This window comes from Streptomyces sp. NPDC052040 (assembly GCF_044548405.1).
Classification (GTDB): Bacteria; Actinomycetota; Actinomycetes; order Streptomycetales; family Streptomycetaceae; genus Streptomyces.
The window spans coordinates 405,482-427,074 of sequence record NZ_JBIUBV010000003.1 but is presented as its reverse complement, the minus strand read 5'-3'; the positions used below and the strand labels follow the sequence as shown (position 1 = coordinate 427,074).

Sequence of the window (21,593 nt, the reverse complement as noted above, 5' to 3'; positions counted from 1 at the left end):
GGCCTCACATCCGGAAGACGCCGAATCCGCCACGCGCGCCCTCGTAGGGCGCCGTGTGGATCGCGGACAGGCACAGGCCGAGGACGGTACGGGTGTCGCGGGGGTCGATGACCCCGTCGTCGTACAGCCGCCCGGACAGGAACATCGGCAGGGACTCGGACTCGATCTGCTGCTCCACCATGGCGCGCAGCGCGGCGTCGGCCTCCTCGTCGTAGGGCCTGCCGCGGTCGGCCGCGGACTGACGGGCCACGATCGACAGCACACCGGCGAGCTGCTGCGGGCCCATCACCGCGGACTTGGCACTGGGCCAGGCGAAGAGGAAGCGGGGGTCGTAGGCCCGTCCGCACATGCCGTAGTGCCCGGCTCCGTAGGAGGCGCCCATGAGGACGGACAGATGCGGGACCCGGCTGTTGGAGACGGCGTTGATCATCATCGAGCCGTGTTTGATGATGCCGCCCTGCTCGTACTCCTTGCCGACCATGTAGCCGGTGGTGTTGTGCAGGAACAGCAGCGGGATGTCGCGCTGGTTGGCGAGCTGGATGAACTGGGCGGCCTTCTGCGACTCCTCGCTGAACAGCACCCCCTGGGCGTTCGCCAGCACCCCGACCGGATAGCCGTGCAGGGCGGCCCACCCGGTGCACAGGCTTCTGCCGTAGAGCGGCTTGAACTCGTCGAAATCCGAGCCGTCGACGATCCGGGCGACGACCTCGCGGGGGTCGAAGGGCACCTTCAGATCGCCGGGCACGATCCCGAGGAGTTCGTCCTCGTCGTACGCGGGCGGGGCGGCCGGGGCCGGATCGGCGTACGCCTTGCGGTGGTTGAGGCGGCCGACCACCCGGCGGGCCTGGCGCAGGGCGTCCTGCTCGTCGGCGGCGAAGTAGTCGGCGAGGCCCGACAGCCGGGCGTGCATCTCGGCGCCGCCCAGGGACTCGTCGTCGCTCTCCTCCCCGGTGGCCATCTTCACCAGCGGGGGCCCGCCGAGGAAGACCTTGGCCCGCTCCTTCACCATGATCACGTGGTCGGACATGCCGGGGATGTAGGCGCCCCCGGCGGTGGAGTTGCCGAAGACGACGGCGATGGTGGGGATCCCGGCGGCGGACAGGCGGGTCAGATCCCGGAAGATCGCCCCGCCGGGGATGAAGATCTCCTTCTGGGACGGCAGGTCCGCGCCCCCGGACTCCACCAGGCTGATGCAGGGCAGCCGGTTGCGCAGCGCGATCTCGTTGGCGCGCAGGGCCTTCTTCAGGCTCCACGGGTTGCTGGCGCCGCCGCGCACGGTGGGGTCGTTGGCGGTGATCAGGCACTCGACGCCCGCGACGACACCGATACCGGTGACGAGCGAGGCGCCCACCGCGTAGTCGCTGCCCCAGGCGGCCAGCGGCGACAGCTCCAGGAACGGGGTGTCCGGGTCGAGGAGCAGCTCGATCCGCTCGCGGGCCAGGAGCTTGCCGCGGCCGCGGTGCCGCTGCACGTATTTCTCACCGCCGCCCGCCAGCGCCTTGGCGTGTTCGCCCTCCAGTTCGGCGAGCTTGACGAGCATGGCCTCGCGGTGGGCCCGGTAGTCGGGTCCGCCGGTGTCCAGGGCCGAGGCCAGTACGGTCACAACAGCTCCTCGGGTATGTCCAGATGGCGGGCGCGCAGCCATTCGCCCAGGCCCTTGGCCTGCGGGTCGAAGCGGTGCTGTGCGGCGACGCCCTCGCCGAGGAGGCCCTCGACGACGAAGTTCAGGGCGCGCAGATTCGGCAGCACATGCCGTACGACGGGAAGCCCCGCCGTCTCCGGCAGCAGGGCGCGGAAGCGGTCGGCGGTCAGCTCCCGGACCAGCCAGCGCCAGGCCGGGTCCGTGCGCACCCACACCCCGACATTGGCGTCACCGCCCTTGTCCCCGCTGCGGGCCCCGGCGACCAGGCCGAGGGGGGCGCGCCGGACCGGGCCCGGGGGCGGCGGCCCGGGCAGCGGCGGCTGCGGTACCTCCTCGGGTACGCGGCTGCCGGGGCCCGGGTGCACCGGGATCCGCCGCCCGTCGTGGAGCACCGCGGTGTGGCGGGGGACGTCGCGGTCGACCCGGGCCGCCTCGAAGACGCCGTAGGGGGCGCCCTTTCCGGGCGGGGCGGTCACCTGGAAGCCGGGGTAGCTGGCGAGCGCCAGTTCCACCGCGGCCGCGCTGAACGCCCGGCCCACCGCCTCCTGGCCGGGGTCGCGCACCACCAGCCTCAGCAGGGCGCTGGCCGTCTCCTCGGTCGGGGCGTCGGGCCGGTCGGTGCGGACGAGGTCCCAGCGCACCTCGGCGGGCCGGGACTCGGCCGCGCCCAGGGCCGCTTCCAGCTGGCCGCGGACGAAGGCGGCCTTGGCCTCGATGTCGAGGCCGGTGAGTACGAAGGTGACCTCGTTGCGGAAGCCGCCCAGCCGGTTCAGGCCCACCTTGAGCGTCGGGGGCGGCGCCTCCCCGCGCACCCCCTCGACCCGCACCCGGTCGGGCCCCTCCTGGGTGAGCCGGACGGTGTCGAGGCGGGCGGTGACGTCCGGGCCGAGGTACCGGGCACCGGCCGTCTCGTAGAGCAGCTGCGCGGTGACCGTGCCGATGTCGACGACACCGCCGGTGCCCTCGTGCTTGGTGATGACGCTGCTGCCGTCCTCGTGGAGTTCGGCCAGCGGGAAGCCGGGGCGGCTCAGCAGTCCGGCCGGATGCTCGGTGAACAGGGCGTAGTTGCCGCCGGTGGCCTGCGTCCCGCACTCCAGCACATGCCCCGCGACCACGGCGCCCGCCAGCCGGTCGTACTCCTCCGGTCCCCAGCCGAAGTGGGCGGCGGCGGGCCCGGTGACCAGCGCCGCGTCCGTGACCCGCCCGGTGACCACGATGTCCGCGCCCTCCCGCAGACAGGCGGCGATGCCCTGCCCGCCGAGGTAGGCGTGGGCGGCCAGGACGCCCGGGGAGCTCTCCCCCGGCCCGGGCCCCTGGGAGAAGGAGGCGGTGAGGTCGTCCCCCTCGACATGCGCCACCCGTACGGAAATGCCGAGCCGGTCGGCCAACGCGCGTACGGCGTCGGCGAGTCCGGCGGGATTCAGACCCCCCGCATTGGTCACGATCTTCACCCCGCGCTCCTGGGCGAGCCCGAGGCACTCCTCCAACTGACCCAGAAAGGTGCGCGCATAGCCCCCGGCGGGGTTCTTCAGGCGGTCGCGGCCGAGGATCAGCATGGTCAGTTCGGCGAGGTAGTCCCCGGTGACCACGTCGAGCGGGCCGCCGGTGAGCATCTCGCGCAGGGCGTCGAAGCGGTCGCCGTAGAACCCGGAGGCGTTGCCGATCCGCAGCGGCCTCACGCCCCGGCTCCCTGCGGGGGCCGCCCGGCGCCCGGCGGCCCGGCGAACGCCTGCGCGATGTCCAGCCAGCGGGCCGCGTCCGGCCCCTCGGCCCGCACCGCGAGATCCGCCCGGTGCGCCCGCTGGGTGACCAGCAGGCAGAAGTCCAGCGCCGGTCCGGTCACCCGCTGGGCGGCGTCCTCGGGCCCGTAGGTCCACAGGCCGCCCCCGCCGGGCGCCGCCAGCTCCACCCGGAACTCCTCACCCGGCGCGCTCAGCCCCCGCGCCCCGAAGGCGAAGTCGCGCGCCCGCACCCCGATGCGGACCACATGCCGCAGCCGGTCGGTGGGGGCGCGCACCACACCGAGGGTGTCGGCGATGTCCTGTCCGTGCGCCCAGGTCTCCATGAGCCGCCCGGTGGCCATGGAGGCGGTGGACATCGGCGGCCCGTACCAGGGGAAGCGGGCCCCGGCGGGGGCGGCCCGCAGCGCGTGGTCCAGGGCGGCCCGCCCGGCACGCCACTCGGCGAGCAGCCGCGCGGGCGGCAGCGCGGCGCCCTCCCGGGCGGCCTCGTCGACCCAGGTCTCCGGCGACCGGAGCGCCTTCTCCACCTCCGCGGCGAACGCCTCCGGCTCGGTGACGGCCACCAGCGCGGCCCGGTCCGTCCAGGCGAGATGGGCGATCTGATGGGCGACGGTCCAGCCCGCGGCGGGCGTGTCGAGCGCCCAGCGATCCTCCCCCAACCCGGCGACCAGCAGGTCGAGTTCCTCGCTCTCCCGGCCGAGATCGTCAATCACTGACGACACATCGGACACAATGCGCTCCCCTCCGGGGACGACGGCGTGCGTTGGCGGTGCGTGGCGGTGCATTGGCGCTGCGTTGGCAGTGCGTGGCGGTGCGTAGGCGGTGCGGAGAGGAGCATGGCAGCGGGCCAGAAAACAATCAAGCATGCTTGCATGGTTTTGTTTTCCACAACTCGGCTTCCGGGGGCGGGAGATGGGGCGGGCCGCCCGGCCGGGCAGGGGGCTTGGGCGGCAGCCGGGCGGGGCGTCCTAGCGCTCGCCCGGGGTGTTCTCGTGGCGGTCGAGTTCGGTCAGGAGGGTGCGGAGGAAGGTTCTGGTGGCGCGGATCTCCTCGTCGGGGATGGATGCGAAGAGTGCGCGGTGGACGTCCGTGGCTCTGGCGGTGACGCGGGTGAGGGACTCCCTGCCGCGGGGGGTGAGCGTCAGCAGGGGTGAGCCGCGGTGGTCGGGGTTGGGGGCGTAGGCCGCGAGCTCCTGCGCCACCAGGTCGTTGGCGACCCGCTGGACGTTCTGGCGGCTGACGCCCAGGCGGCGCGCGGCCTGAGGGACCGTGAGCGGGTCCTCGGACACCACGCTCAGCACCTGCCAACGGGCCTGGGTGAGCCCCTCCGCACCCGCGGTCTCCTCGCCCAGCCGGCGCAGGGCCCCGGCCGCCTCGAAGACATCGGCAACCAGCAGGGCCGCCTCGTCCGCCATCACACATCCCTTTCTTTCTTGGCAACACGTTGTCATATATGCACTATGTTGTCATCTTATGGGGCGAGCCGTCTCGAGGACAGACCATGCCCAAGATCGACCTGTACCGGAATGTTCACATGGGGCAGCGCGCCCGGCTGTTCGCGCTGGCCACCGAGCTGGGCGCCGCGGACGTCTCCGATCGCGCGGCCGCCGCCGAGCAGGCGGACCGCTGTCTCGCCATGACCCGGGAATTGCGCGAGCACGCCGGCCACGAGGACGTCTTCATCCATCAGCTCCTGCGGGAGCGGGCCCCGCGGGCGGCCGACGCGCCGGCGGCCGAGCACATACGCCTCGACGCCGCCTTCGTCGCGCTGGACGAGCAGGCGCACACCCTGCCCGGCACCCCCGCCGAGCCCCCCGGAGGCCGACCCGGACCGGGCGGAGAGCACACTCGCCGCCGCCTCCGTCACCCTCCACCCCGTCCAGCGGCACCGGCTCCGCGAAGACCTCGGCATGCCGAGGGAGGGGGAAAGAGCGGGGGCGTCGCGGGCCTGGTCACCCGCGCCGGGTTCGTTGTCGCGGGTTCACTTGCCGTGGGTTCACATGCGAGGGTCGGTCTACTACCCTGGACTTCTGGGTGCAGCACACTGCACATGCGCCAGCGCCCCCTCCGTATCGCGTCCGTCGAGTTCCTTGGAAGGCCCCCGTGGATTCCGCCAGCCCCGCTCCCGCTTCACCGGTTCCGGCTCCTGTCCCGGTTCCGGTCACCGGAGGGGCGGGGAGCGTGTCGTCGGGGAGCGGGGGGCCGGGGCGGCGCGGGGCCCTCGGGCCGGTGGGGCTGGTGCTCGCCGGCGGGGTCTCCGTGCAGTTCGGCGGGGCGCTCGCGGTGAGCCTGATGCCGCGGGCCGGGGCGCTCGGCGTGGTGACCCTGCGGCTCGTCGTCGCGGCCCTGGTGCTGCTCCTGGTCTGCCGCCCCCGGCTGCGCGGCCACTCGCGCGCCGACTGGGGCACGGTGGTCGTCTTCGGCATCACCATGGCCGCCATGAACGGCCTCTTCTACCAGGCCGTGGACCGCATCCCGCTGGGCCTCGCGGTGACCATGGAGGTCCTCGGACCGCTGGCCCTGTCCGTGCTCGCCTCCCGCCGCGCGGTGAACCTCCTCTGGGCGGGCCTCGCCCTGGCCGGGGTCTTCCTGCTGGGCGGCGGCGGTTTCGGCGACCTCAACGCGGCGGGAGTCGCCTTCGCCCTCGCGGCGGGCGCGATGTGGGCGGCGTACATCGTCTTCAGCGCCCGTACCGGACGGCGCTTCCCGCAGGCCGACGGGCTGGCCCTGGCGATGGGGGTCGCCGCGGTGCTGTTCATGCCGCTGGGGATCGCCGAGTCGGGTTCGAGACTGCTGGTGCCGTCGACGCTCGGGCTGGGCGCGGGCGTGGCGATGCTCTCCTCGGTGCTGCCGTACACGCTGGAGCTGCTCGCCCTGCGCCGACTGCCCGCCTCCACCTTCGCGATCCTAATGAGCCTGGAACCGGCGCTCGCGGCGACCGCCGGTTTCCTGGTCCTCGGCCAGTCCCTGACCGCGCCCCAGGCCGCAGCGATCGCCCTGGTGATCGCGGCGAGCATGGGCGCGGTCCGCACCCAGACCCGCCGCCGCCCGCCCCTGGCCGAGCCGGGGGCGTAACCGCACGTCCCCTCTCCGCGGTGGATCAGCGGTGGGCCATGTACAGGTCCAGCGCCTTGTGCAGCAGGCGGTTGAGGGGGAAGTCCCACTCGCCCAGGTACTCCGCCGCGTGCCCGCCCGTACCGGCCTTGAAGCGGAGCAGGCCGAGCAGATGGTTGCTCTCCTCCAGGGTGTCGGTGATACCGCGCAGGTCGTAGACGGCGGCGCCCAGCGCATGGGCGTCGCCCAGCATCCGCCACTGGATCGCGTTGTTCGGCTGCACCTCGCGCCTGCGGGCGGTGGAGGCGCCGTAGGAGTACCAGACATGCGAGCCGACCGTCAGCATCGTCGCGGCGGCCAGCACCTCACCGTCGTGATGGGCGAGATAGAGCCGCATCCGGTCCGGGTGCTCCGCGGTGAGTGCGGTCCACATCCGCTGGAAGTACGGCAGGGGGCGCGGGAGGAAGCGGTCGCGTTCGGCGGTCTCCGTGTAGAGGGCGTAGAAGGCGGGGAGGTCGTCGTAGCCGCCCTGGACCACCTTGACGCCCGCCTTCTCGGCCTTCTTCACATTGCGCCGCCACTGCTGGTTCATCCCGCGCTGGACGTCCTCCAGCGTCCGTCCGGCGAGCGGCACCTGGAAGACATGGCGCGGCTGGCCCGCGGCGAAGCCGTCCTCGCCGCCCGGTTCCGACTGCCGCCAGCCCAGGCCCCGCAGCCGCTCCGCCACCCGTACGGCGGCCGGGTCCTCCTCGGTCGGCGGGGCATCGCCCAGCCTGCGCGCCGCCGGGTCCGCGATCGCCGCCTTGACCGCGTCGGCGCTCCAGCGGCGTACGACCACGGGCGGGCCCATCTTCACCGAGAAGGCGCCGCGGCTCTTCAGATGCGCCAGCAGCGGCCGCAGCCAGCGGTCCAGATCCGTGTCGTACCAGTCGATCACCGGGCCCTCGGGCAGATACGCCAGATACCACCGGGTCCGGGGCAGCGGGCGCAGCAGGACCAGGCCCACACCGACCGGGCGGGTGCCCTCTCCCTCGAACCAGCCGAGGCTCTCCGCCCGCCAGTCCGGTTTCACCTCGCCCCAGGACGGCACCTGCATATGGCTGGCCGAACCGCGCGCGGCAACGAAGGCCAGGTGTTCTTCGCGGGAGATCGGGCGGACGCGGAGGGTCATACGGAGCTCCTCGGTGGGTGACACGGTGGCACCGGTACGGCGGCCGTCCCCCGGACCGGCGGGGACGCCGGGCCACGGAAGCCGCGCGACGGGGCGCGGACTGCGGGACACGGACTGCGGCCCGGACACAGGGGAGGACGCCGGAAGGACCCGGAACGGCTCCGGCGGCACCGGGTCCGTCGCCCGCCGGGCCGGGGCCGGTGTCCGCACCCCGCCCCTCGATCCTCGCGGACACCCGCCGGGCCTTCATCCGGGGCGGGCGGATTTCACTGCGCTGGTCGTCACCCGGGCTCCCTCGACGCCCCCGGCTCCCACGACCCACCCGTCGGCCGCCCGGCCCCACATCAGTCCCCCGAACCGTCTCCTCCCCGGTCCGTCAAGCCGACTCCTCCCCCGTCCCCCAGCCGCTCCGCCAGCACCTCCGCCAGATGCCGTGCCCGCCGTCCCGCCAGGTGCTCCAGTTGGGTGCGGCAGGAGAAGCCGTCGGCGAGGAGGACCGCGTCCCCGGGCGCCGAACGCACCGCGGGGAGCAGGTGCTCCTCCGCGCAGGCCGACGAGACCTCGTAGTGGCCCTTCTCGAAGCCGAAGTTCCCGGCCAGTCCGCAGCAGCCGCCGCTCAGCTCCCCGGTCAGGCCCGCCGCCGCGCGCACCCGGCGGTCGGCCGCGTCGCCCAGGACGGCGTGCTGGTGGCAGTGGGTCTGGCCGACCGCCGGGGCGTCCACGGCGGGGGGCGTCCAGTCGGGGGCGTACCGCTCCAGGGCTTCCGCGAAGGTCACCACGGCCGCCGCCAGGCGGGCCGCGCGCGGGTCGTCGTGCAGCAGTTCCGGGAGGTCCGTGCGGAGGGCGGCCGCGCAGCTCGGTTCCAGGACGACGACCGGGAGGCCGGACGCCAGGACGGGTTCCATCAGGTCCAGGGTGCGGCGCTGGACGGCGCGGGCGCGGTCGAGCTGGCCCGTGGAGACATAGGTCAGACCACAGCAGACCCGGCCGTGCCGGGCGGGCAGCGGGGCGCGCCGGTTCCGTGCCGTCGGCGGCAGCAGCACCCGCAGTCCCGCCGCCTCCAGCACCCGTACGGCCGCCCTGCCGACGGACGGGGACAGGTGTTCGGTAAAGGTGTCCGGCCAGAGGACGACCCGGGCACCGGCCGGGGGAACGATCGGGGCACCGGCCGGGGCACCGGTCCAGGCATGAGTGCGGGCACCGGCCCCCTCCCGCCGCCCCCGCCTCCCCCACCACCGCGTGAACGTCTCCCGCGCCAGGCGGGGCAGTGGCCGCTCGGGTGCGAGCCCGCCCAGTCGCCGGGCGAGCGCGGCGGCCGGGGGCAGGGCGGCGAGCGCGTTGACGGCCGCCGCGGTGCGCGTACGGGCGACGGCCCGCAGCCACAGCGGCAGCCACCCCATCGCGTAGTGCGCGGCGGGGCGGCGCCGCCCCGCGTAGTGGTGGTGCAGGAACTCCGCCTTGTAGGTGGCCATGTCGACGCCCACCGGGCAGTCGCTGCGGCAGCCCTTGCAGGACAGGCACAGGTCCAGGGCGTCCCGGACCTCCGTCGAGCGCCAGCCGTCGGTGACCACCTCGCCCGCCAGCATCTCGTGCAGCAGCCGGGCCCGTCCGCGGGTGGAGTGCTCCTCCTCGCCGGTCGCCCGGAAGGAGGGGCACATCACCCCGCCGCCGGACACCTCGGCTGTACGGCACTTGGCGACGCCCACACAGCGCCGGACCGCCGCCGAGAAGTCGCCGCCGTCCTCCGGGTAGCCGAAGGCGACCTCCACCGGTTCGCGGGGCAGCACGGCGAAGCGGAGACCGGAGTCCAGCGGGGCCGGGCGGACCAGCATCCCGGGGTTGAGCAGGTCGTCCGGGTCCCAGATGCCCTTCGCGCGCTCGAACAGGGCCACCAGGTCCGGCCCGTACATCACCGGCAGCAGCTCCGCGCGGGCCTGCCCGTCGCCGTGCTCCCCGGAGAGCGAGCCGCCGTACGAGACGACCAGCGCGGCGAGTTCCTCGGAGAAGCGGCGGAAGCGGGCGACGCCCGGCGGGGAGAGCAGGTCGAAGTCGATCCGGACATGGATGCAGCCGTCCCCGAAGTGGCCGTACGGCGTCCCGCGCAGCCCGTGCTCGCTCAACAGCCGCCTGAAGTCCCTGAGATACGGACCGAGCCGGGCCGGGGGCACCGCGCAGTCCTCCCAGCCGGGCCACGCCTCCCGGCCGTCGGGGGTACGGGTCGCCGTGCCGGCCGCGTCCTCGCGCAGCCGCCACAACGCGCGCTGCGCCGCCGGGTCGGTGACCACCGCGGCGTCCAGGGCGTCCGCCGCCCGGACGACCGCCTCCGCGCGCGCCCGCGCCTGGGCGGCACTCGCGCCGCCCGTCTCCACGAACAGCCAGGCGCCGCCGCGCGGCAGCCCCGCCGTCGAGGGCAGCAGGTCGGCGGCCATGCCCTCGACGGTCCCCGGCCGCCACGGCAGCAGCCCGGCCGCCGCCTCGGCCGCCGCGCTCTCGTCCGGGTAGCCCAGCACGGCCAGGGCCCGGGCGGGGGGAACCTCGACGAGGTCCACGACCGCCTCGGTCAGGATGCCGAGGGTGCCCTCGGAGCCGCAGAAGGAGCGGGCCACGTCGGCGCCGTTCTCGGGGAGCAGCGCGTCCAGCGCGTATCCGGAGATGCATCGCGGAAGGTCCGGGTAGGCCGTGCGCAGCAGCGCGGCCCCGCCCTCCGCCAGGGTACGCAGGCCCGCGGGCGCGCCCTTGCCGTCCCGGCCCAGGGTGAGCGCCTCGCCCCGGGCGGTGAGCACCGACAGCTCGCGCACCTGGTCGGCCGTGGTGCCCCAGGCCACGGAGTGGGAGCCGCACGCGTTGTTGCCGATCATGCCGCCGAGGGTGCAGCGGGCATGGGTGGAGGGGTCCGGGCCGAAGCGCAGTCCGTGCGGTGCGGCGGCCTCCTGGAGGCGGTCGAGGACGAGACCGGGGCGGACCACCGCCGTGCGCGCCTCGGGGTCCAGGGACACGAGCCCGTTCATGAACCGGGTGAAGTCGAGCACCACTCCGGTGCCCGTGGCCTGCCCGGCGATCGAGGTGCCGCCGCCGCGCGCGACCACCGGCACTCCATGGGACCGGCACACGGCGAGTACGGCCGCCACGTCGTCCGCGTCCCGGGGGGCGACCACACCGAGCGGCACCCGGCGGTAGTTGGAGGCGTCCATGGTGTGCAGTGCCCGCGCCGTCGTACCGAAGTCGACGGAACCGCGCACCGCTGCCCTCAGTTCGGCGCCCAGCGCGTCGGCGTCCGCGCCCGCGGCCCCCGGCCGTCCTTCCCCAGGATTCGTCATGTGCCCAGGATGCCCGCGGGGCCAACGGACGGGTCCGGTACGCGACATCGGGGTCACCCGGGAAACAAACAACCGGGCCGGCCCGGTTTCCAGGGCCACGGCGCCGCCCCCGCGCGGAAACTCTCGTAGATCCTCACAAGTCCACGGACCGGAGGCTTCGTCTCATCGGACGGACACGGCTCCGTCCCGTTTCCCCGAGCCGCTACCCTCCGGCTCGTGGCTGATATCCAGATTCCTGCTGACATCAAGCCCGCGGACGGTCGTTTCGGCGCGGGTCCCTCCAAGGTACGGGTGGAGGCGCTGGACGCCCTCGCCGCCACGGGCAGCTCCCTTCTCGGTACGTCCCACCGCCAGGCACCGGTCAAGAACCTGGTCGGCAAGGTGCGGGACGGGATCCGCGATCTGTTCCAGGTGCCCGACGGCTATGAGGTGGTCCTCGGCAACGGCGGCTCCACGGCGTTCTGGGACATCGCCACCCACGGTCTGATCGAGAACAAGTCCCAGCACCTCACCTTCGGCGAGTTCTCCTCCAAGTTCGCCAAGGCCGCGAAGCTTGCCCCGTGGCTCGCCGAGCCCACGGTCATCTCGTCCGACCCCGGCAGCCACCCCGAGGCCCGGGCGGAGGAGGGCGTCGACGTCTACGCCTTCACCCACAACGAGACGTCCACGGGCGTCGCCATGCCGATCCGGCGTGTCGCGGGCGCCGACGCGGGCTCCCTGGTCCTGGTGGACGCCACCTCCGGCGCGGGCGGCCTGCCGGTCGACATCGCCGAGACCGACGTCTACTACTTCGCGCCGCAGAAGTCCTTCGCCTCCGACGGTGGCCTGTGGATCGGTGTGTTCTCCCCGGCCGCCATCGAGCGCGCCGAGCGTGTGCACGCCTCCGGGCGCCATGTCCCGGAGTTCTTCTCGCTCCCCACCGCGATCGACAACTCCCGCAAGAACCAGACGTACAACACCCCGGCGCTCGCCACCCTGTTCCTGCTCGACCAGCAGCTGGAGTGGCTGAACGGCCAGGGCGGCCTGGACTTCGCGACCGGCCGTACGAAGGACTCCTCGACCCGCCTGTACAGCTGGGCGGAGGAGTCCAAGTACGCCACCCCGTTCGTCACCGACCCGGCCAAGCGGTCCCAGGTCATCGGCACGATCGACTTCGCGGACGAGATCGACGCGGCCGCCGTCGCCAAGGTGCTGCGCGCCAACGGCATCGTCGACACCGAGCCGTACCGCAAGCTCGGCCGCAACCAGCTCCGCGTCGCGATGTTCCCGGCGATCGACCCGGCGGACGTCGAGGCGCTGACCCGCTGCATCGACCATGTGATCGAGCGGCTCTGACCGTCCGCATCCCGGCACGGCAGTCAAGTGGGCGAGGGGCGCCCGGTGTTGAACACCGGGCGCCCCTCGCCTCGCCCGTACCTGTCGCAGCCCACGGCCTACGGCCGCCTGCGCAGCAGCCGTTTGAGGCCGAAGACGAGTGCCAGCCCCAGGGCCAGGACCACGGCGCCGACCTTGTAGTCGGCGTTGAGGACCGGGCCGTCGCCGGTGCCGTCCTTCCCCTGCTCGGAGGGCGACGCGGAACCGCCGCCCTCCCGGTAGGGCACGCTCTCGGCCTGTACGGGACTGTCGGCGCCCTCGCTGCCGTAGAGGAGCGTGGAGCCGTCGGCGGTGTAGGTGACCGACTCGCCCTGCCGCTGGAGGGGTACGTCCAGTTGGCCCTGCCGCTTGATGCGGCCGCCGTTCCACGCGTAGGCGATACCGCCGAAGTAGCCGCGTACGGCGAGTTGGGTACCGTCGGGCGAGAAGGCGGCGTCGGTGGCCCACAGGTCGACGGGGGCGATGGGCCGGAAGACGTTGGCGCCGGTGGCGGACAGCCGGGCGGGACCCTCGTAGAGGTGCCCGCCGTCCTCCTTCTTGTCGATGATGTAGACCCGCCCGGTCTTCGGATGGACCACCAGCGACTCGGCGTTCCGGGGTCCGTTCGCGTACTTGACCACGTACTGGTCGGCGCGGACCGTCTGGTCCTTGAGCACCGTGGGCTCGGGCAGCCGGTAGATCCACACATACGGCCAGGTGCCGTCCAGGTTGTCGCCGATGTCGCCGACGTAGATCTGGTTCCCCGGGCCGATGGATATGGCCTCGACGTCACGCGGCTTGCCGATGCCGCGGAGGGTCACGGTGGCGACGGTCTTCCCGGTGCGGCTGTCCACGGCGTAGAGGTACGGGCCGTCGTCGCTGTCGTTGTGGGTCCAGTAGATCCCGGGGTGCAGATGCGAGGCGGCGAGCCCGCTGGACTCGGTGATCCGGGGGTCCTTGATGGTGAAGCCGCCGTCGTCGGCGACGGCGGGCACGGCGGACGCACCGGCAAGGAGGACCCCGGCAAGGAACGCGAGCGATCGACGCATGCCCCAAGCCTGCCATCCGGCCGCCCGGTTCACCGGTCCGGGCGGACCGGTGAACCGGCGCGGCACGGCGTGTCGATCCTCACACCGGACCGCCCCCCGCATCGCCCCTCGGCCCCCGGCGGATCGTCCATCATGAGCGGATGCTCAGGTTCATGCCCGTAGGCGACTCCATGACGATCGGCAGCGCGGGCGAGCACACGTGGCGCTATCGGCTGTGGCAGCACCTGTGCGCGACATACGACGGCCCCTTCTCCCTCGTCGGCCCCCGCGAGACGCTGTACGACAAGACGACGGACGCCCCGACGTCCCACGCGTACGCCGACCCGGGCTTCCCTCGTGCACACCTCGCGGGCTGGGGCGAGGGCTGGATGCACATGGCGCCGCTGATCGGCGGGGCGGTCCGGGAGTCGCGCGCGGACGTGCTGCTGGTCTCCCTCGGCCTGATCGACCTGGGCTTCTACACCAACGCGGTGCAGACCGCGGAGAACGTGGCGACGTTCGTGGCGGAGGCACGCCGGGCCAACCCCCGTATCCGGATGGTCCTGCTGCCGGTGATCCCCAACATCCGGGCCGAGGCGGACGAGGCGTTCGGAGCCGAGGTGGCCCTCTTCAACGAGCTGCTGGCGAAGGCGGTGGCGGACCTGGACGAACCGGGCTCGCCGATCCTGCTGGCCTCCGCCCCGCCGTCGTACGACATCCACCGCGACACCTACGACGGCACCCACCCCAACCCCCACGGCGAACACCGCATCGCACAGGCCTTCGCACAGACCCTGCACCAGGGCTGGGACATCGCGGGCCCCTATACGGCCGACATCACGGTCCCCGGCGAGACCAAAAGAGACTGACCGGTTCACGGCGGGTCCCGTACCCGATGCGTATCGTTGAACCGCGCGGCCGCGCCCGCCCGGGGCGGCCGGGGAGTCGCACCGCCGCCAACCGACTACGGCCCCAAGAAGCGGGCATACGCCGTCGCCGAGGTCCCCCTCTACGTCATCGCCGACCCCTACCGCGGCAGGTGCCACATCTACCGGCACCCCAAGGACGGCGACTACGCCACCGAGACCAGGGTCCCCTTCGGCGAGGACCTGGACCTCGTCGGCACCGTCGTCGACCTCACCCTCCCCACCGGCGGATTCCCCCGCGACTGAACCCGCGTGCCGTACAGCCGGTTCCCTTGCCTGGAGCGCACTCCACGGAGTTGGCTGGAGGGTCATGGAGTACACGCAGCTCGGACGCACAGGACTCAAGGTCAGCCGCCTCGTCCTCGGGACCATGAACTTCGGCCCGCAGACCGAGGAGGGCGACAGTCACTCGATCATGGACGCGGCGCTGGACGCGGGCATCAACTTCTTCGACACCGCCAATGTGTACGGCTGGGGCGAGAACAAGGGCCGTACCGAGACCATCATCGGCAACTGGCTCGCCCAGGACGGCGGACGGCGCGACAAGGTCGTGCTCGCCACCAAGGTGTACGGCAACATGGCCGCCGACGGCGAGGCCTGGCCCAACCACGACAGGCTCTCCGCGCTGAACATCCGGCGCGCGGTCGACGCGTCGCTCAAGCGGCTGCAAACCGATCACATCGACGTGTACCAGTTCCACCACATCGACCGGCGGACCCCCTTCGAGGAGATCTGGCAGGCCGTGGACGTCCTGGTGCAGCAGGGCAAGATCCTCTACGCGGGGTCCAGCAACTTCCCCGGCTACAAGATCGCCCAGGCCAACGAGACCGCCGCCCGCCGGGGCGGCACCCTCGGTCTCGTCAGCGAGCAGTGCCTCTACAACCTCGCCGAGCGCCGCGCCGAGATGGAGATCCTCCCCGCGGCCCGGGACTACGGTCTCGGGGTCATCCCGTGGTCGCCGCTGCACGGCGGACTGCTCGGCGGTGTCATCAAGAAGGAGGCCGAGGGCGGGCGCCGGACGAGCGGCCGGGCCGCGGACTCCCTCGCCAACACCACGATCCGTGCACAGATCCAGGCCTACGAGGATCTGCTCGACAAGCACGGCCTCGAACCCGGCGAAACCGCCCTGGCCTGGCTGCTGACCCGGCCCGGCGTCACCGGCCCCATCGTCGGCCCGCGCACGGCGGGACAGCTTCAGTCGGCGCTGCGGGCGGTCGAACTGGAACTCTCCGACGAGGTCCTCGCGGGCCTGGAGGAGATCTTCCCGGGCCCCGGGCCGTCGCCGGAGGCGTTCGCCTGGTGAGGGTGCCGGTCCGGTGAGCGGCCGGCGGCCGTGCTCGGTGTCACCTGCCGAGCGCGGCCGCCATGGCGACGACGACGAACATCAGCACGAGCGCACCGGCCATGATCCGGTTCCGGGTTTTCGGGTCCACGCCTTCGAGACTAACCGGCCCGTCCTACGAGTCCTCCGCCGGACCGTCCTCAAGGGACCCCAGGGCCTGTCTGAGCGGCCAGCGGGCGACCGGCTCGTAGCGGGGCTGCTCGCCGGGCACACCGGACCTCGGGAGATTGCTGCGGACCAGCACCAGCGCGTCCACCGTCCAGCTGCGGCCGTGGAAGCCGTCCAGGGCGTCGACATAGGGGCGCACATCCACCGCCTCCCGGCCGCGCGCCACCGTGAGGTGGGCCTTGTAGCGGCGGTGCTCCCCCATCGGCACCCCCGCCTTGCGCGCCGCCGCCTCCGCGCGCTCGGCCAGCAGCCGCAGGGTGGGCAGATCACCCTCGGCCCCCGTCCACAGCGCCCGACCCCGGCCGAACTGTCCACCGCCCCGCAGCGCGAGCGGAAAGCACGGCGTACGGCGCGCCGCCCGCTCCAGCCGCGCCGAGAGGTCCGCCACGGTCTCCTCGCCGACCTCCCCGTAGAAGGCGAGGGTGAAGTGCCAGCCGGGCCGCCCGGTCCAGCGCAGCCCGTCCGCCCCCGGCAGCCGCCGCAACGCGTCCACCGCCCGGGCGAGTTCCCGCACGGCGTCCTCCGGCGGCAGCACCGCGGCGAAGAGTCTCATGATCCCAGTCTCCCCGGCCCACCCCCGCACACACGGACGCAACCCGGTCACCGTACGTATCGTTGTACCGCGCGGCCGCATGCGACAGGCAGCGGCGGGGAGGAGCGGCGCGGTGACTGTTCTGGCAGACAGGATCGAGATGGCCGACCAGGGCAAGGAGCTCAGCCTCGACACTAAGTTCGAGTGGTGGAGCAGATGCACATCCCCGAGGGTTTCAAGGCCGAGATCGTCGAGGGCGGCATTTTCGTGACGCCGCAGCGCGACACGCACTGGGAGATCATCCTGGACATCGTCGAGCAATTGCGTACAGGTACACCGCCCGCAACGACTACGGCCCCAAGAAGGCCGCCTACGCCGCCGCCGAGGTGCCGGTGTATCTGATCGCCGATCCGTACAGCGGCACCTGGCATCTGCACACCCTCCCGCAGGACGGCGAGTACCGCGGCAGGCTGAGTCTGGACTTCGGGGCGGAGGTCGATCTGACCGGGACGGTGGTGGGGCTGGTGAACGGGACCGGCGAGTTTCCCCGGGGCTGAACCGGGCCGCCCTGCCCTGCCCGCCCCCCGAGGTCCGGGGGGCGGGCAGGGCAGGGCGGGCAGGGTGGCAGTCGGCAGCCGGGGTCAGGCCGTCGTCATGTCCGGTTGGCGTTCGTGGTCCGGCTTCCCCTCGCGGTCCGGCTTTCCCTCGCCGTCCTGCTCCGGGGCGCCGCTTTCCTGGTGTTCGCGGGGGACGAAGCGGACGCGGGGGCGGCCCTGGTGCCAGGCGAGGGCGGGGCGCAGGCCGCCGGAGCGGGCCAGGAGCAGGCCGATCGTCACGGCTGCCGCCAGGGAGACCAGGCCGCCCGCGGCGAAGCCGACCCGGGCGCCGTAGACGTCCGTGATCCAGCCGACGACGGGTGCGCCGAGCGGCGTACCGCCCATGAAGACCATCATGAACAGGGCCATGACGCGGCCGCGCATCGCCGGGTCGGTGCCCATCTGCACGGTGGTGTTCGCCGTGACGTTCACCGTCAGCCCGCAGATGCCGATCGGGACCATCAGCAGCGCGAACAGCCACAGCGAGGGGGCCCCGGAGGTCACCACCTCCAGCGCGCCGAACAGCGCCGCCGCCGCGATCAGCACCCGCAGCCGGGCCGTGCCGCGGCGGGCGGCGAGCAGGGCGCCGGTCAGCGAACCGAGCGCCATCAGCGTGTTGAAGAGGCTGTAGGCACCGGCGCCCGCGTGGAAGACGTCGTCCGCGTAGGCCGAGAGCCAGACCGGGAAGTTGAAGCCGAAGGTGCCGATGAAGCCGACCAGCACGATCGGCCAGATCAGCTCCGGGTGCCCGGCGACATAGCGCAGCCCCTCGCGGAGCTGGCCCTTGCCGCGCGGGGCGCGGTCCACGACATGCAGTTCACGGGCCCGCATCAGCAGCAGTCCGGCGATGGGGGCGAGGAAGGACAGGCCGTTGAAGAGGAAGGCCCACCCCGTGCCCACCCCCGTGATCAGCAGGCCCGCGACGGCCGGGCCGACCAGCCGGGCGGACTGGAAGTTCGCCGAGTTCAGACTGACCGCGTTCTGGAGCTGGCCGGGGCCGACCATCTCCGAGACGAAGGACTGGCGGGCCGGGTTGTCCAGGACCGTGGCGAGCCCGACGGCGAAGGCGGCGACGTACACATGCCAGACCTGCACATGCCCGGAGAGCGTCAGAAAGGCGAGGAGCAGTCCCGTCGCGCCCATCGCGGACTGGGTGACCAGCAGGGTCGGCCGCTTGGGGAGCCGGTCGACGAGGACACCGCCGTAGAGGCCGAAGAGGAGCATCGGCAGGAACTGGAGCGCGGTGGTGACACCCACGGCGGTGGACGAGCCGGTCAGGCTCAGTACCAGCCAGTCCTGGGCGATGCGCTGCATCCAGGTGCCGGTGTTGGAGACGACCTGGCCCAGGAAGAAGAGGCGGTAGTTGCGCACGCGCAGGGAGCTGAACATGGAGGACGAGGGCGATGGCGATGGCGAGCGTCTCGCCCGCCGGTCCTCGGAGCCCGGTTCCGTCACCGGCTCCGCGGTCACGGGGTCGATACGCGCCGGGTCCGCGGTCGTGGGGATCTCGCGCGCCGGTTCCGCGGTCGCCGGGTCCTGGGTTGCGGGGTCCGGGGCTGCCAGGTCGGCCGGGGGCTCGGGGGTGCCGGGGGCCGTGGGGGTCTCGGGGTGTTCGGGTCGGGCGGGCGGGGAGTCGTGGGTGGCTGGTGCGGGGGCGGAAGCTGCTCCGGATCCCGAACTCAAAGGGGTCGCCTCCTTGGCGATGGGGGCGCGTGACGCGCGGTGGCGGGGTTCTTCTGCGTCCGCGGGTGGGGCCGCGTACGGCACGGAGGGCGTCCGGCAAAGACGCCCGCCGTCACATGTGGGCGAGCTTCTCCAGGACGGGGGCGGCGGCGCGGATCTTCGCCCACTCGTCCTCGTCCAGGCCCTCGACCAGACCGGCCAGGAAGGCGTTCCGCTTGCGACGGCTCTCTTCGAGCATCGTCTCGGCCCGCTCGGTCTGGGTGACCACCTTCTGGCGCCGGTCCTCGGGGTGCGGCTCCAGCCTGACCAGCCCCTTGCTCTCCAGCAGCGCCACGATGCGGGTCATCGAGGGCGGCTGGACATGCTCCTTGCGGGCCAGCTCACCGGGGGTGGCGGAGCCGCAGCGGAACAGGGTGCCGAGCACCGACATCTCGGTCGGGCTCAGCGACTCGTCGACCCGCTGGTGCTTGAGTCGGCGCGAGAGACGCATCACAGCGGAGCGGAGAGCGTTCACGGCGGCGGCGTCGTCGCCATGGGTCAGGTCAGCCATGCTCTTTAGCATAACTCATTACTTTCCCTAAGGACCACCGCGGGACGCCGCCGCGCGGGTGACTCCCGCCACTACGGCCCCGTACGCCCCGGATCCCGGGAGACGGGGGACGCCGCACCACGTACCGGAACTCACCCGAACGAGTGATACGGCGGACGAACGTGACACGGCGGTCGGGCGGATCCGGCCACCCTCGTACGCATGGGGACCAGTGTGCTCAGCGTGCGGTTGGACCGGGAGCTGCTAGAGCGGCTCCACAGGCACGCCGCGAAAAGAGGAATGAGCGTCCAGGACTATGTGGTCCGGACGCTCATTCGGGAGGACGTCGACGAGCGGATACAGGCCGCCGTCGAGGAGACGGAGAGGTTCTACGGGGTCACCTGAACCGGGGACCCGTGGGGGTCACCTGAATCAGGGACCCCCGCAGCTCGGGCCGGGTCAGATCAGGGCAGATCAGGTCAGACCCAGGGCCGGCATCAGGTAGTAGAAGGCGAACACCGCCGACACCACGTACATCGCGACGGGGATCTCCCGGGCGCGGCCCGCGGCCAGGCGCAGCACCGTGAAGGTGATGAAGCCCATGCCGATGCCGTTGGTGATCGAGTAGGTGAAGGGCATCATCAGCATCGTCACGAAGGCCGGGACGGCGATGGTGTAGTCCGCCCAGTCGATCTCCCGGACCGAGTTGGACAGGATCAGGAAGCCGACCGCGACCAGGGCCGGGGTGGCCGCCTGGGACGGGACCATCGTGGCGACCGGGGTGAGGAAGAGGGCCACCGCGAACAGGGCGCCCGTGACGACGTTGGCGAAGCCGGTGCGCGCGCCCTCGCCGACGCCCGCCGTGGACTCCACGAAGCAGGTGGTGGCCGAGGAGGAGCTGACGCCGCCCGCGGCGACCGCGATGCCGTCGACGAAGAGCACCTTGTTGATGCCCGGCATATAGCCCTCGGCGTCGGTCAGCTTGGCCTCGTCGCTGATGCCCATGATCGTGCCCATCGCGTCGAAGAAGCACGACAGCAGGACCGTGAAGACGAAGAGGATGCCGGTCAGCACCCCGACCTTGCCGAAGCCGCCGAACAGGCTGACCTTGCCGATCAGTCCGAAGTCGGGGCTGGCGACCGGGTTGCCCGGCCACTTCGGAACGGTCAGGCCCCAGGAGGAGATCGTGGCCGTCGCGTTGAGGATCAGCGCGAGCACGGTCATCGCGACGATCGAGATCAGGATGGCGCCCGGCACCTTGCGGACGATCAGCGCGAAGGTGAGCAGGGTGCCCAGGACGAAGACCAGGACCGGCCAGCCGTTCAGATGGCCGTCCCCGCCGAGCTGGAGCGGGACGGTGGTCTGCGCGATGTCCGGGATACGGGTGACGAAGCCGGAGTCGACGAGTCCGATCAGCATGATGAACAGGCCGATGCCGATGGAGATGCCCTTGCGCAGACCGAGCGGCACGGCGTTCATCACGCGCTCGCGCAGACCGGTGGCGACCAGCAGCATCACCACCAGGCCCGCGAGGACCACCATGCCCATCGCGTCCGGCCAGGACATCCGGGGGGCGAGCTGGAGGGCGACGACCGTGTTCACGCCGAGCCCGGCCGCGAGGGCGATCGGGACATTGCCGATCACGCCCATGAGCAAGGTGGTGAAGGCGGCGGTGAGGGCGGTCGCGGTGACCAACTGGCCGTGGTCCAGATGGTGCCCGTACATGTCCTTCGCGCTGCCGAGAATGATCGGGTTCAGCACGATGATGTACGCCATCGCAAAGAAGGTGGCGAAACCGCCGCGGATCTCCCGGGGAAGCGTGCTGCCCCGCTCGGAGATCTTGAAGTAGCGGTCGAGAGCACCGGACGGGGGACGGGTGCCCGGCTGCTGCGGGGCGGCCTTGTCGGGGGCCGAGGTGGACATGCGTGACCTCAGGGGTGCGGGGAGCTGCGGACGCTGAACAGAAGTGATCGAGTCTCGCCGCCGCCCGATCACCAACGGGTCCCCCCGGGTGATGTTGGTGATTCCTACGAATATAAGCGGCCAGACTCGAACCGTTTCAGTATGAACATATGAGGCGTAGATCGCTATCTCCGCGCGTAGACCCTTGCCGGACAAGGCCCCCGGGGTCCGCCCCGGCCCCGTTTCCCCTCCCTCGTAAGCTGTCCGCATGGCGAAGTGGACCCCCAAGCACGAGGCGCCGGAGCCCCTGGAGGGCCCCGTGGTCGCCACCATCACCGGCGGCACGATCCTCTGGTTCGTCCTCTTCCTGGCCCAGCTGCCGTTCTACGGCTGGTTCTCCGACCACGGGCACACCTGGTGGCTGTGGACCTGCCTGGCCGGGGCGGGGCTCGGCTGCATCGGCATCTGGTACGTGCGCCGACGGGACGCGGCGATCAAGAGGGCGGCGGCCGGGCAGACCCCCGCCGGGGAGACGGCGGCCTGACACCGGCGGGCGCGGACCCGAGCGCTGCCCGGGCAGCCCTCCGAAACCGGCACCCCGAGCCGCG

General features: G+C 72.5%; 19 protein-coding genes and 1 pseudogene. 8 read left to right on the top strand and 12 right to left on the bottom strand.

The window, feature by feature from the left end; genetic code table 11:
• Nucleotides 1–4 precede the first annotated feature (4 nt).
• The 5 genes from ACIHAA_RS10280 to ACIHAA_RS10260 form a co-directional block, all read right to left on the bottom strand.
• On the bottom strand, nucleotides 5–1,603 hold the full coding sequence (locus ACIHAA_RS10280; protein ID WP_399815244.1) for an acyl-CoA carboxylase subunit beta: 1,599 nt from the start codon (nucleotides 1,601–1,603) through the stop codon (nucleotides 5–7).
• On the bottom strand, nucleotides 1,600–3,321 hold the full coding sequence (locus ACIHAA_RS10275) for an acyclic terpene utilization AtuA family protein (protein ID WP_399815241.1): 1,722 nt from the start codon (nucleotides 3,319–3,321) through the stop codon (nucleotides 1,600–1,602). The genes ACIHAA_RS10280 and ACIHAA_RS10275 overlap by 4 nt, the downstream gene beginning before the upstream one ends.
• Entirely contained in the window at nucleotides 3,318–4,115 is a 798-nt protein-coding gene (locus ACIHAA_RS10270) for a TIGR03084 family metal-binding protein (protein WP_399815238.1), read from the bottom strand. Before ACIHAA_RS10270 ends, ACIHAA_RS10275 begins: the two co-directional genes overlap by 4 nt.
• 237 nt (nucleotides 4,116–4,352) lie before the next feature.
• A complete protein-coding gene (locus tag ACIHAA_RS10265; protein WP_399815235.1) occupies nucleotides 4,353–4,799 on the bottom strand; it encodes a MarR family winged helix-turn-helix transcriptional regulator in 447 nt (148 codons plus the stop codon).
• A 56-nt stretch (nucleotides 4,800–4,855) separates the two neighbouring features.
• Complete coding sequence (locus tag ACIHAA_RS10260; protein ID WP_399815232.1) at nucleotides 4,856–5,170, bottom strand: hypothetical protein; 315 nt, start codon at nucleotides 5,168–5,170, stop codon at nucleotides 4,856–4,858.
• Nucleotides 5,171–5,565: 395 nt separating this feature from the next.
• On the opposite strand from ACIHAA_RS10260, the gene ACIHAA_RS10255 reads away from it, so the two are divergent.
• Entirely contained in the window at nucleotides 5,566–6,459 is an 894-nt protein-coding gene (locus ACIHAA_RS10255) for an EamA family transporter (protein WP_399815230.1), read from the top strand.
• Between the two features lie 25 nt (nucleotides 6,460–6,484).
• Here the strand turns inward: ACIHAA_RS10255 and ACIHAA_RS10250 are convergent, their stop codons facing one another.
• A complete protein-coding gene (locus tag ACIHAA_RS10250) occupies nucleotides 6,485–7,609 on the bottom strand; it encodes a lipid II:glycine glycyltransferase FemX (protein WP_399815227.1) in 1,125 nt (374 codons plus the stop codon).
• 344 nt (nucleotides 7,610–7,953) lie between these two features.
• The gene (locus ACIHAA_RS10245) at nucleotides 7,954–10,926 is read right to left on the bottom strand and encodes an FAD-binding and (Fe-S)-binding domain-containing protein (RefSeq protein ID WP_399815225.1); all 2,973 of its coding nucleotides are present in this window, start codon (nucleotides 10,924–10,926) and stop codon (nucleotides 7,954–7,956) included.
• Nucleotides 10,927–11,142: 216 nt separating this feature from the next.
• On the opposite strand from ACIHAA_RS10245, the gene serC reads away from it, so the two are divergent.
• Nucleotides 11,143–12,261 (top strand): phosphoserine transaminase, encoded by a 1,119-nt coding sequence (gene serC, locus ACIHAA_RS10240; RefSeq protein WP_399815222.1) that lies wholly within the window; start codon nucleotides 11,143–11,145, stop codon nucleotides 12,259–12,261.
• Between the two features lie 98 nt (nucleotides 12,262–12,359).
• Here the strand turns inward: serC and ACIHAA_RS10235 are convergent, their stop codons facing one another.
• On the bottom strand, nucleotides 12,360–13,328 hold the full coding sequence (locus ACIHAA_RS10235; protein WP_399815219.1) for a WD40 repeat domain-containing protein: 969 nt from the start codon (nucleotides 13,326–13,328) through the stop codon (nucleotides 12,360–12,362).
• Between the two features lie 140 nt (nucleotides 13,329–13,468).
• On the opposite strand from ACIHAA_RS10235, the gene ACIHAA_RS10230 reads away from it, so the two are divergent.
• From ACIHAA_RS10230 to ACIHAA_RS10220, 3 genes are all read left to right on the top strand, one after another.
• Entirely contained in the window at nucleotides 13,469–14,176 is a 708-nt protein-coding gene (locus ACIHAA_RS10230; RefSeq protein WP_399815216.1) for a GDSL-type esterase/lipase family protein, read from the top strand.
• Nucleotides 14,177–14,212: 36 nt separating this feature from the next.
• Complete coding sequence (locus ACIHAA_RS10225) at nucleotides 14,213–14,479, top strand: Uma2 family endonuclease (RefSeq protein ID WP_399815214.1); 267 nt, start codon at nucleotides 14,213–14,215, stop codon at nucleotides 14,477–14,479.
• Nucleotides 14,480–14,543: 64 nt separating this feature from the next.
• Nucleotides 14,544–15,536 (top strand): aldo/keto reductase, encoded by a 993-nt coding sequence (locus ACIHAA_RS10220; RefSeq protein WP_399815211.1) that lies wholly within the window; start codon nucleotides 14,544–14,546, stop codon nucleotides 15,534–15,536.
• A 154-nt stretch (nucleotides 15,537–15,690) separates the two neighbouring features.
• On the opposite strand, the gene thpR is transcribed toward ACIHAA_RS10220, so the two are convergent.
• Nucleotides 15,691–16,296, bottom strand: a complete 606-nt coding sequence (thpR, locus tag ACIHAA_RS10215) for an RNA 2',3'-cyclic phosphodiesterase (protein ID WP_399815208.1) — start codon at nucleotides 16,294–16,296, stop codon at nucleotides 15,691–15,693.
• Between the two features lie 139 nt (nucleotides 16,297–16,435).
• On the opposite strand from thpR, the pseudogene ACIHAA_RS10210 reads away from it, so the two are divergent.
• Nucleotides 16,436–16,832: pseudogene (locus ACIHAA_RS10210) on the top strand (Uma2 family endonuclease).
• Nucleotides 16,833–16,916: 84 nt separating this feature from the next.
• Here ACIHAA_RS10210 and ACIHAA_RS10205 read toward each other — a convergent pair.
• A complete protein-coding gene (locus ACIHAA_RS10205; RefSeq protein ID WP_399815205.1) occupies nucleotides 16,917–18,260 on the bottom strand; it encodes an MFS transporter in 1,344 nt (447 codons plus the stop codon).
• A gap of 406 nt (nucleotides 18,261–18,666) precedes the next feature.
• Nucleotides 18,667–19,104 (bottom strand): MarR family winged helix-turn-helix transcriptional regulator, encoded by a 438-nt coding sequence (locus ACIHAA_RS10200; RefSeq protein WP_399815204.1) that lies wholly within the window; start codon nucleotides 19,102–19,104, stop codon nucleotides 18,667–18,669.
• A gap of 201 nt (nucleotides 19,105–19,305) precedes the next feature.
• Between ACIHAA_RS10200 and ACIHAA_RS10195 the strand changes: the two genes are divergently transcribed.
• Nucleotides 19,306–19,488: a ribbon-helix-helix protein, CopG family gene (locus tag ACIHAA_RS10195; protein WP_399815200.1), complete on the top strand. Its 183-nt coding sequence runs from the start codon at nucleotides 19,306–19,308 to the stop codon at nucleotides 19,486–19,488.
• 69 nt (nucleotides 19,489–19,557) lie between these two features.
• Here ACIHAA_RS10195 and ACIHAA_RS10190 read toward each other — a convergent pair whose 3' ends face one another.
• Nucleotides 19,558–21,006, bottom strand: a complete 1,449-nt coding sequence (locus tag ACIHAA_RS10190) for an NCS2 family permease (RefSeq protein WP_399815198.1) — start codon at nucleotides 21,004–21,006, stop codon at nucleotides 19,558–19,560.
• Between the two features lie 247 nt (nucleotides 21,007–21,253).
• Here ACIHAA_RS10190 and ACIHAA_RS10185 point away from each other — a divergent pair, with 247 nt between their 5' ends.
• Nucleotides 21,254–21,529, top strand: coding sequence for a DUF2530 domain-containing protein (locus tag ACIHAA_RS10185; RefSeq protein ID WP_399815196.1), 276 nt, complete (start codon nucleotides 21,254–21,256; stop codon nucleotides 21,527–21,529).
• The last annotated feature ends 64 nt before the right edge of the window (nucleotides 21,530–21,593 follow it).

What these genes read in the sequence shown, in the direction of transcription:
- ACIHAA_RS10230 (WP_399815216.1), top strand. Translation starts at nt 13,469, where the DNA reads ATGCTCAGGTTCATGCCCGTAGGCGACTCCATGACGATCGGCAGCGCG.
- ACIHAA_RS10220 (WP_399815211.1), top strand. Translation starts at nt 14,544, where the DNA reads ATGGAGTACACGCAGCTCGGACGCACAGGACTCAAGGTCAGCCGCCTC.
- ACIHAA_RS10195 (WP_399815200.1), top strand. Translation starts at nt 19,306, where the DNA reads ATGGGGACCAGTGTGCTCAGCGTGCGGTTGGACCGGGAGCTGCTAGAG.
- ACIHAA_RS10250 (WP_399815227.1), bottom strand. Translation starts at nt 7,609, where the DNA reads ATGACCCTCCGCGTCCGCCCGATCTCCCGCGAAGAACACCTGGCCTTC.
- ACIHAA_RS10245 (WP_399815225.1), bottom strand. Translation starts at nt 10,926, where the DNA reads ATGACGAATCCTGGGGAAGGACGGCCGGGGGCCGCGGGCGCGGACGCC.
- ACIHAA_RS10235 (WP_399815219.1), bottom strand. Translation starts at nt 13,328, where the DNA reads ATGCGTCGATCGCTCGCGTTCCTTGCCGGGGTCCTCCTTGCCGGTGCG.
- thpR (WP_399815208.1), bottom strand. Translation starts at nt 16,296, where the DNA reads ATGAGACTCTTCGCCGCGGTGCTGCCGCCGGAGGACGCCGTGCGGGAA.
- ACIHAA_RS10265 (WP_399815235.1), bottom strand. Translation starts at nt 4,799, where the DNA reads ATGGCGGACGAGGCGGCCCTGCTGGTTGCCGATGTCTTCGAGGCGGCC.
- ACIHAA_RS10185 (WP_399815196.1), top strand. Translation starts at nt 21,254, where the DNA reads ATGGCGAAGTGGACCCCCAAGCACGAGGCGCCGGAGCCCCTGGAGGGC.
- ACIHAA_RS10190 (WP_399815198.1), bottom strand. Translation starts at nt 21,006, where the DNA reads ATGTCCACCTCGGCCCCCGACAAGGCCGCCCCGCAGCAGCCGGGCACC.
- ACIHAA_RS10205 (WP_399815205.1), bottom strand. Translation starts at nt 18,260, where the DNA reads ATGTTCAGCTCCCTGCGCGTGCGCAACTACCGCCTCTTCTTCCTGGGC.
- ACIHAA_RS10200 (WP_399815204.1), bottom strand. Translation starts at nt 19,104, where the DNA reads ATGGCTGACCTGACCCATGGCGACGACGCCGCCGCCGTGAACGCTCTC.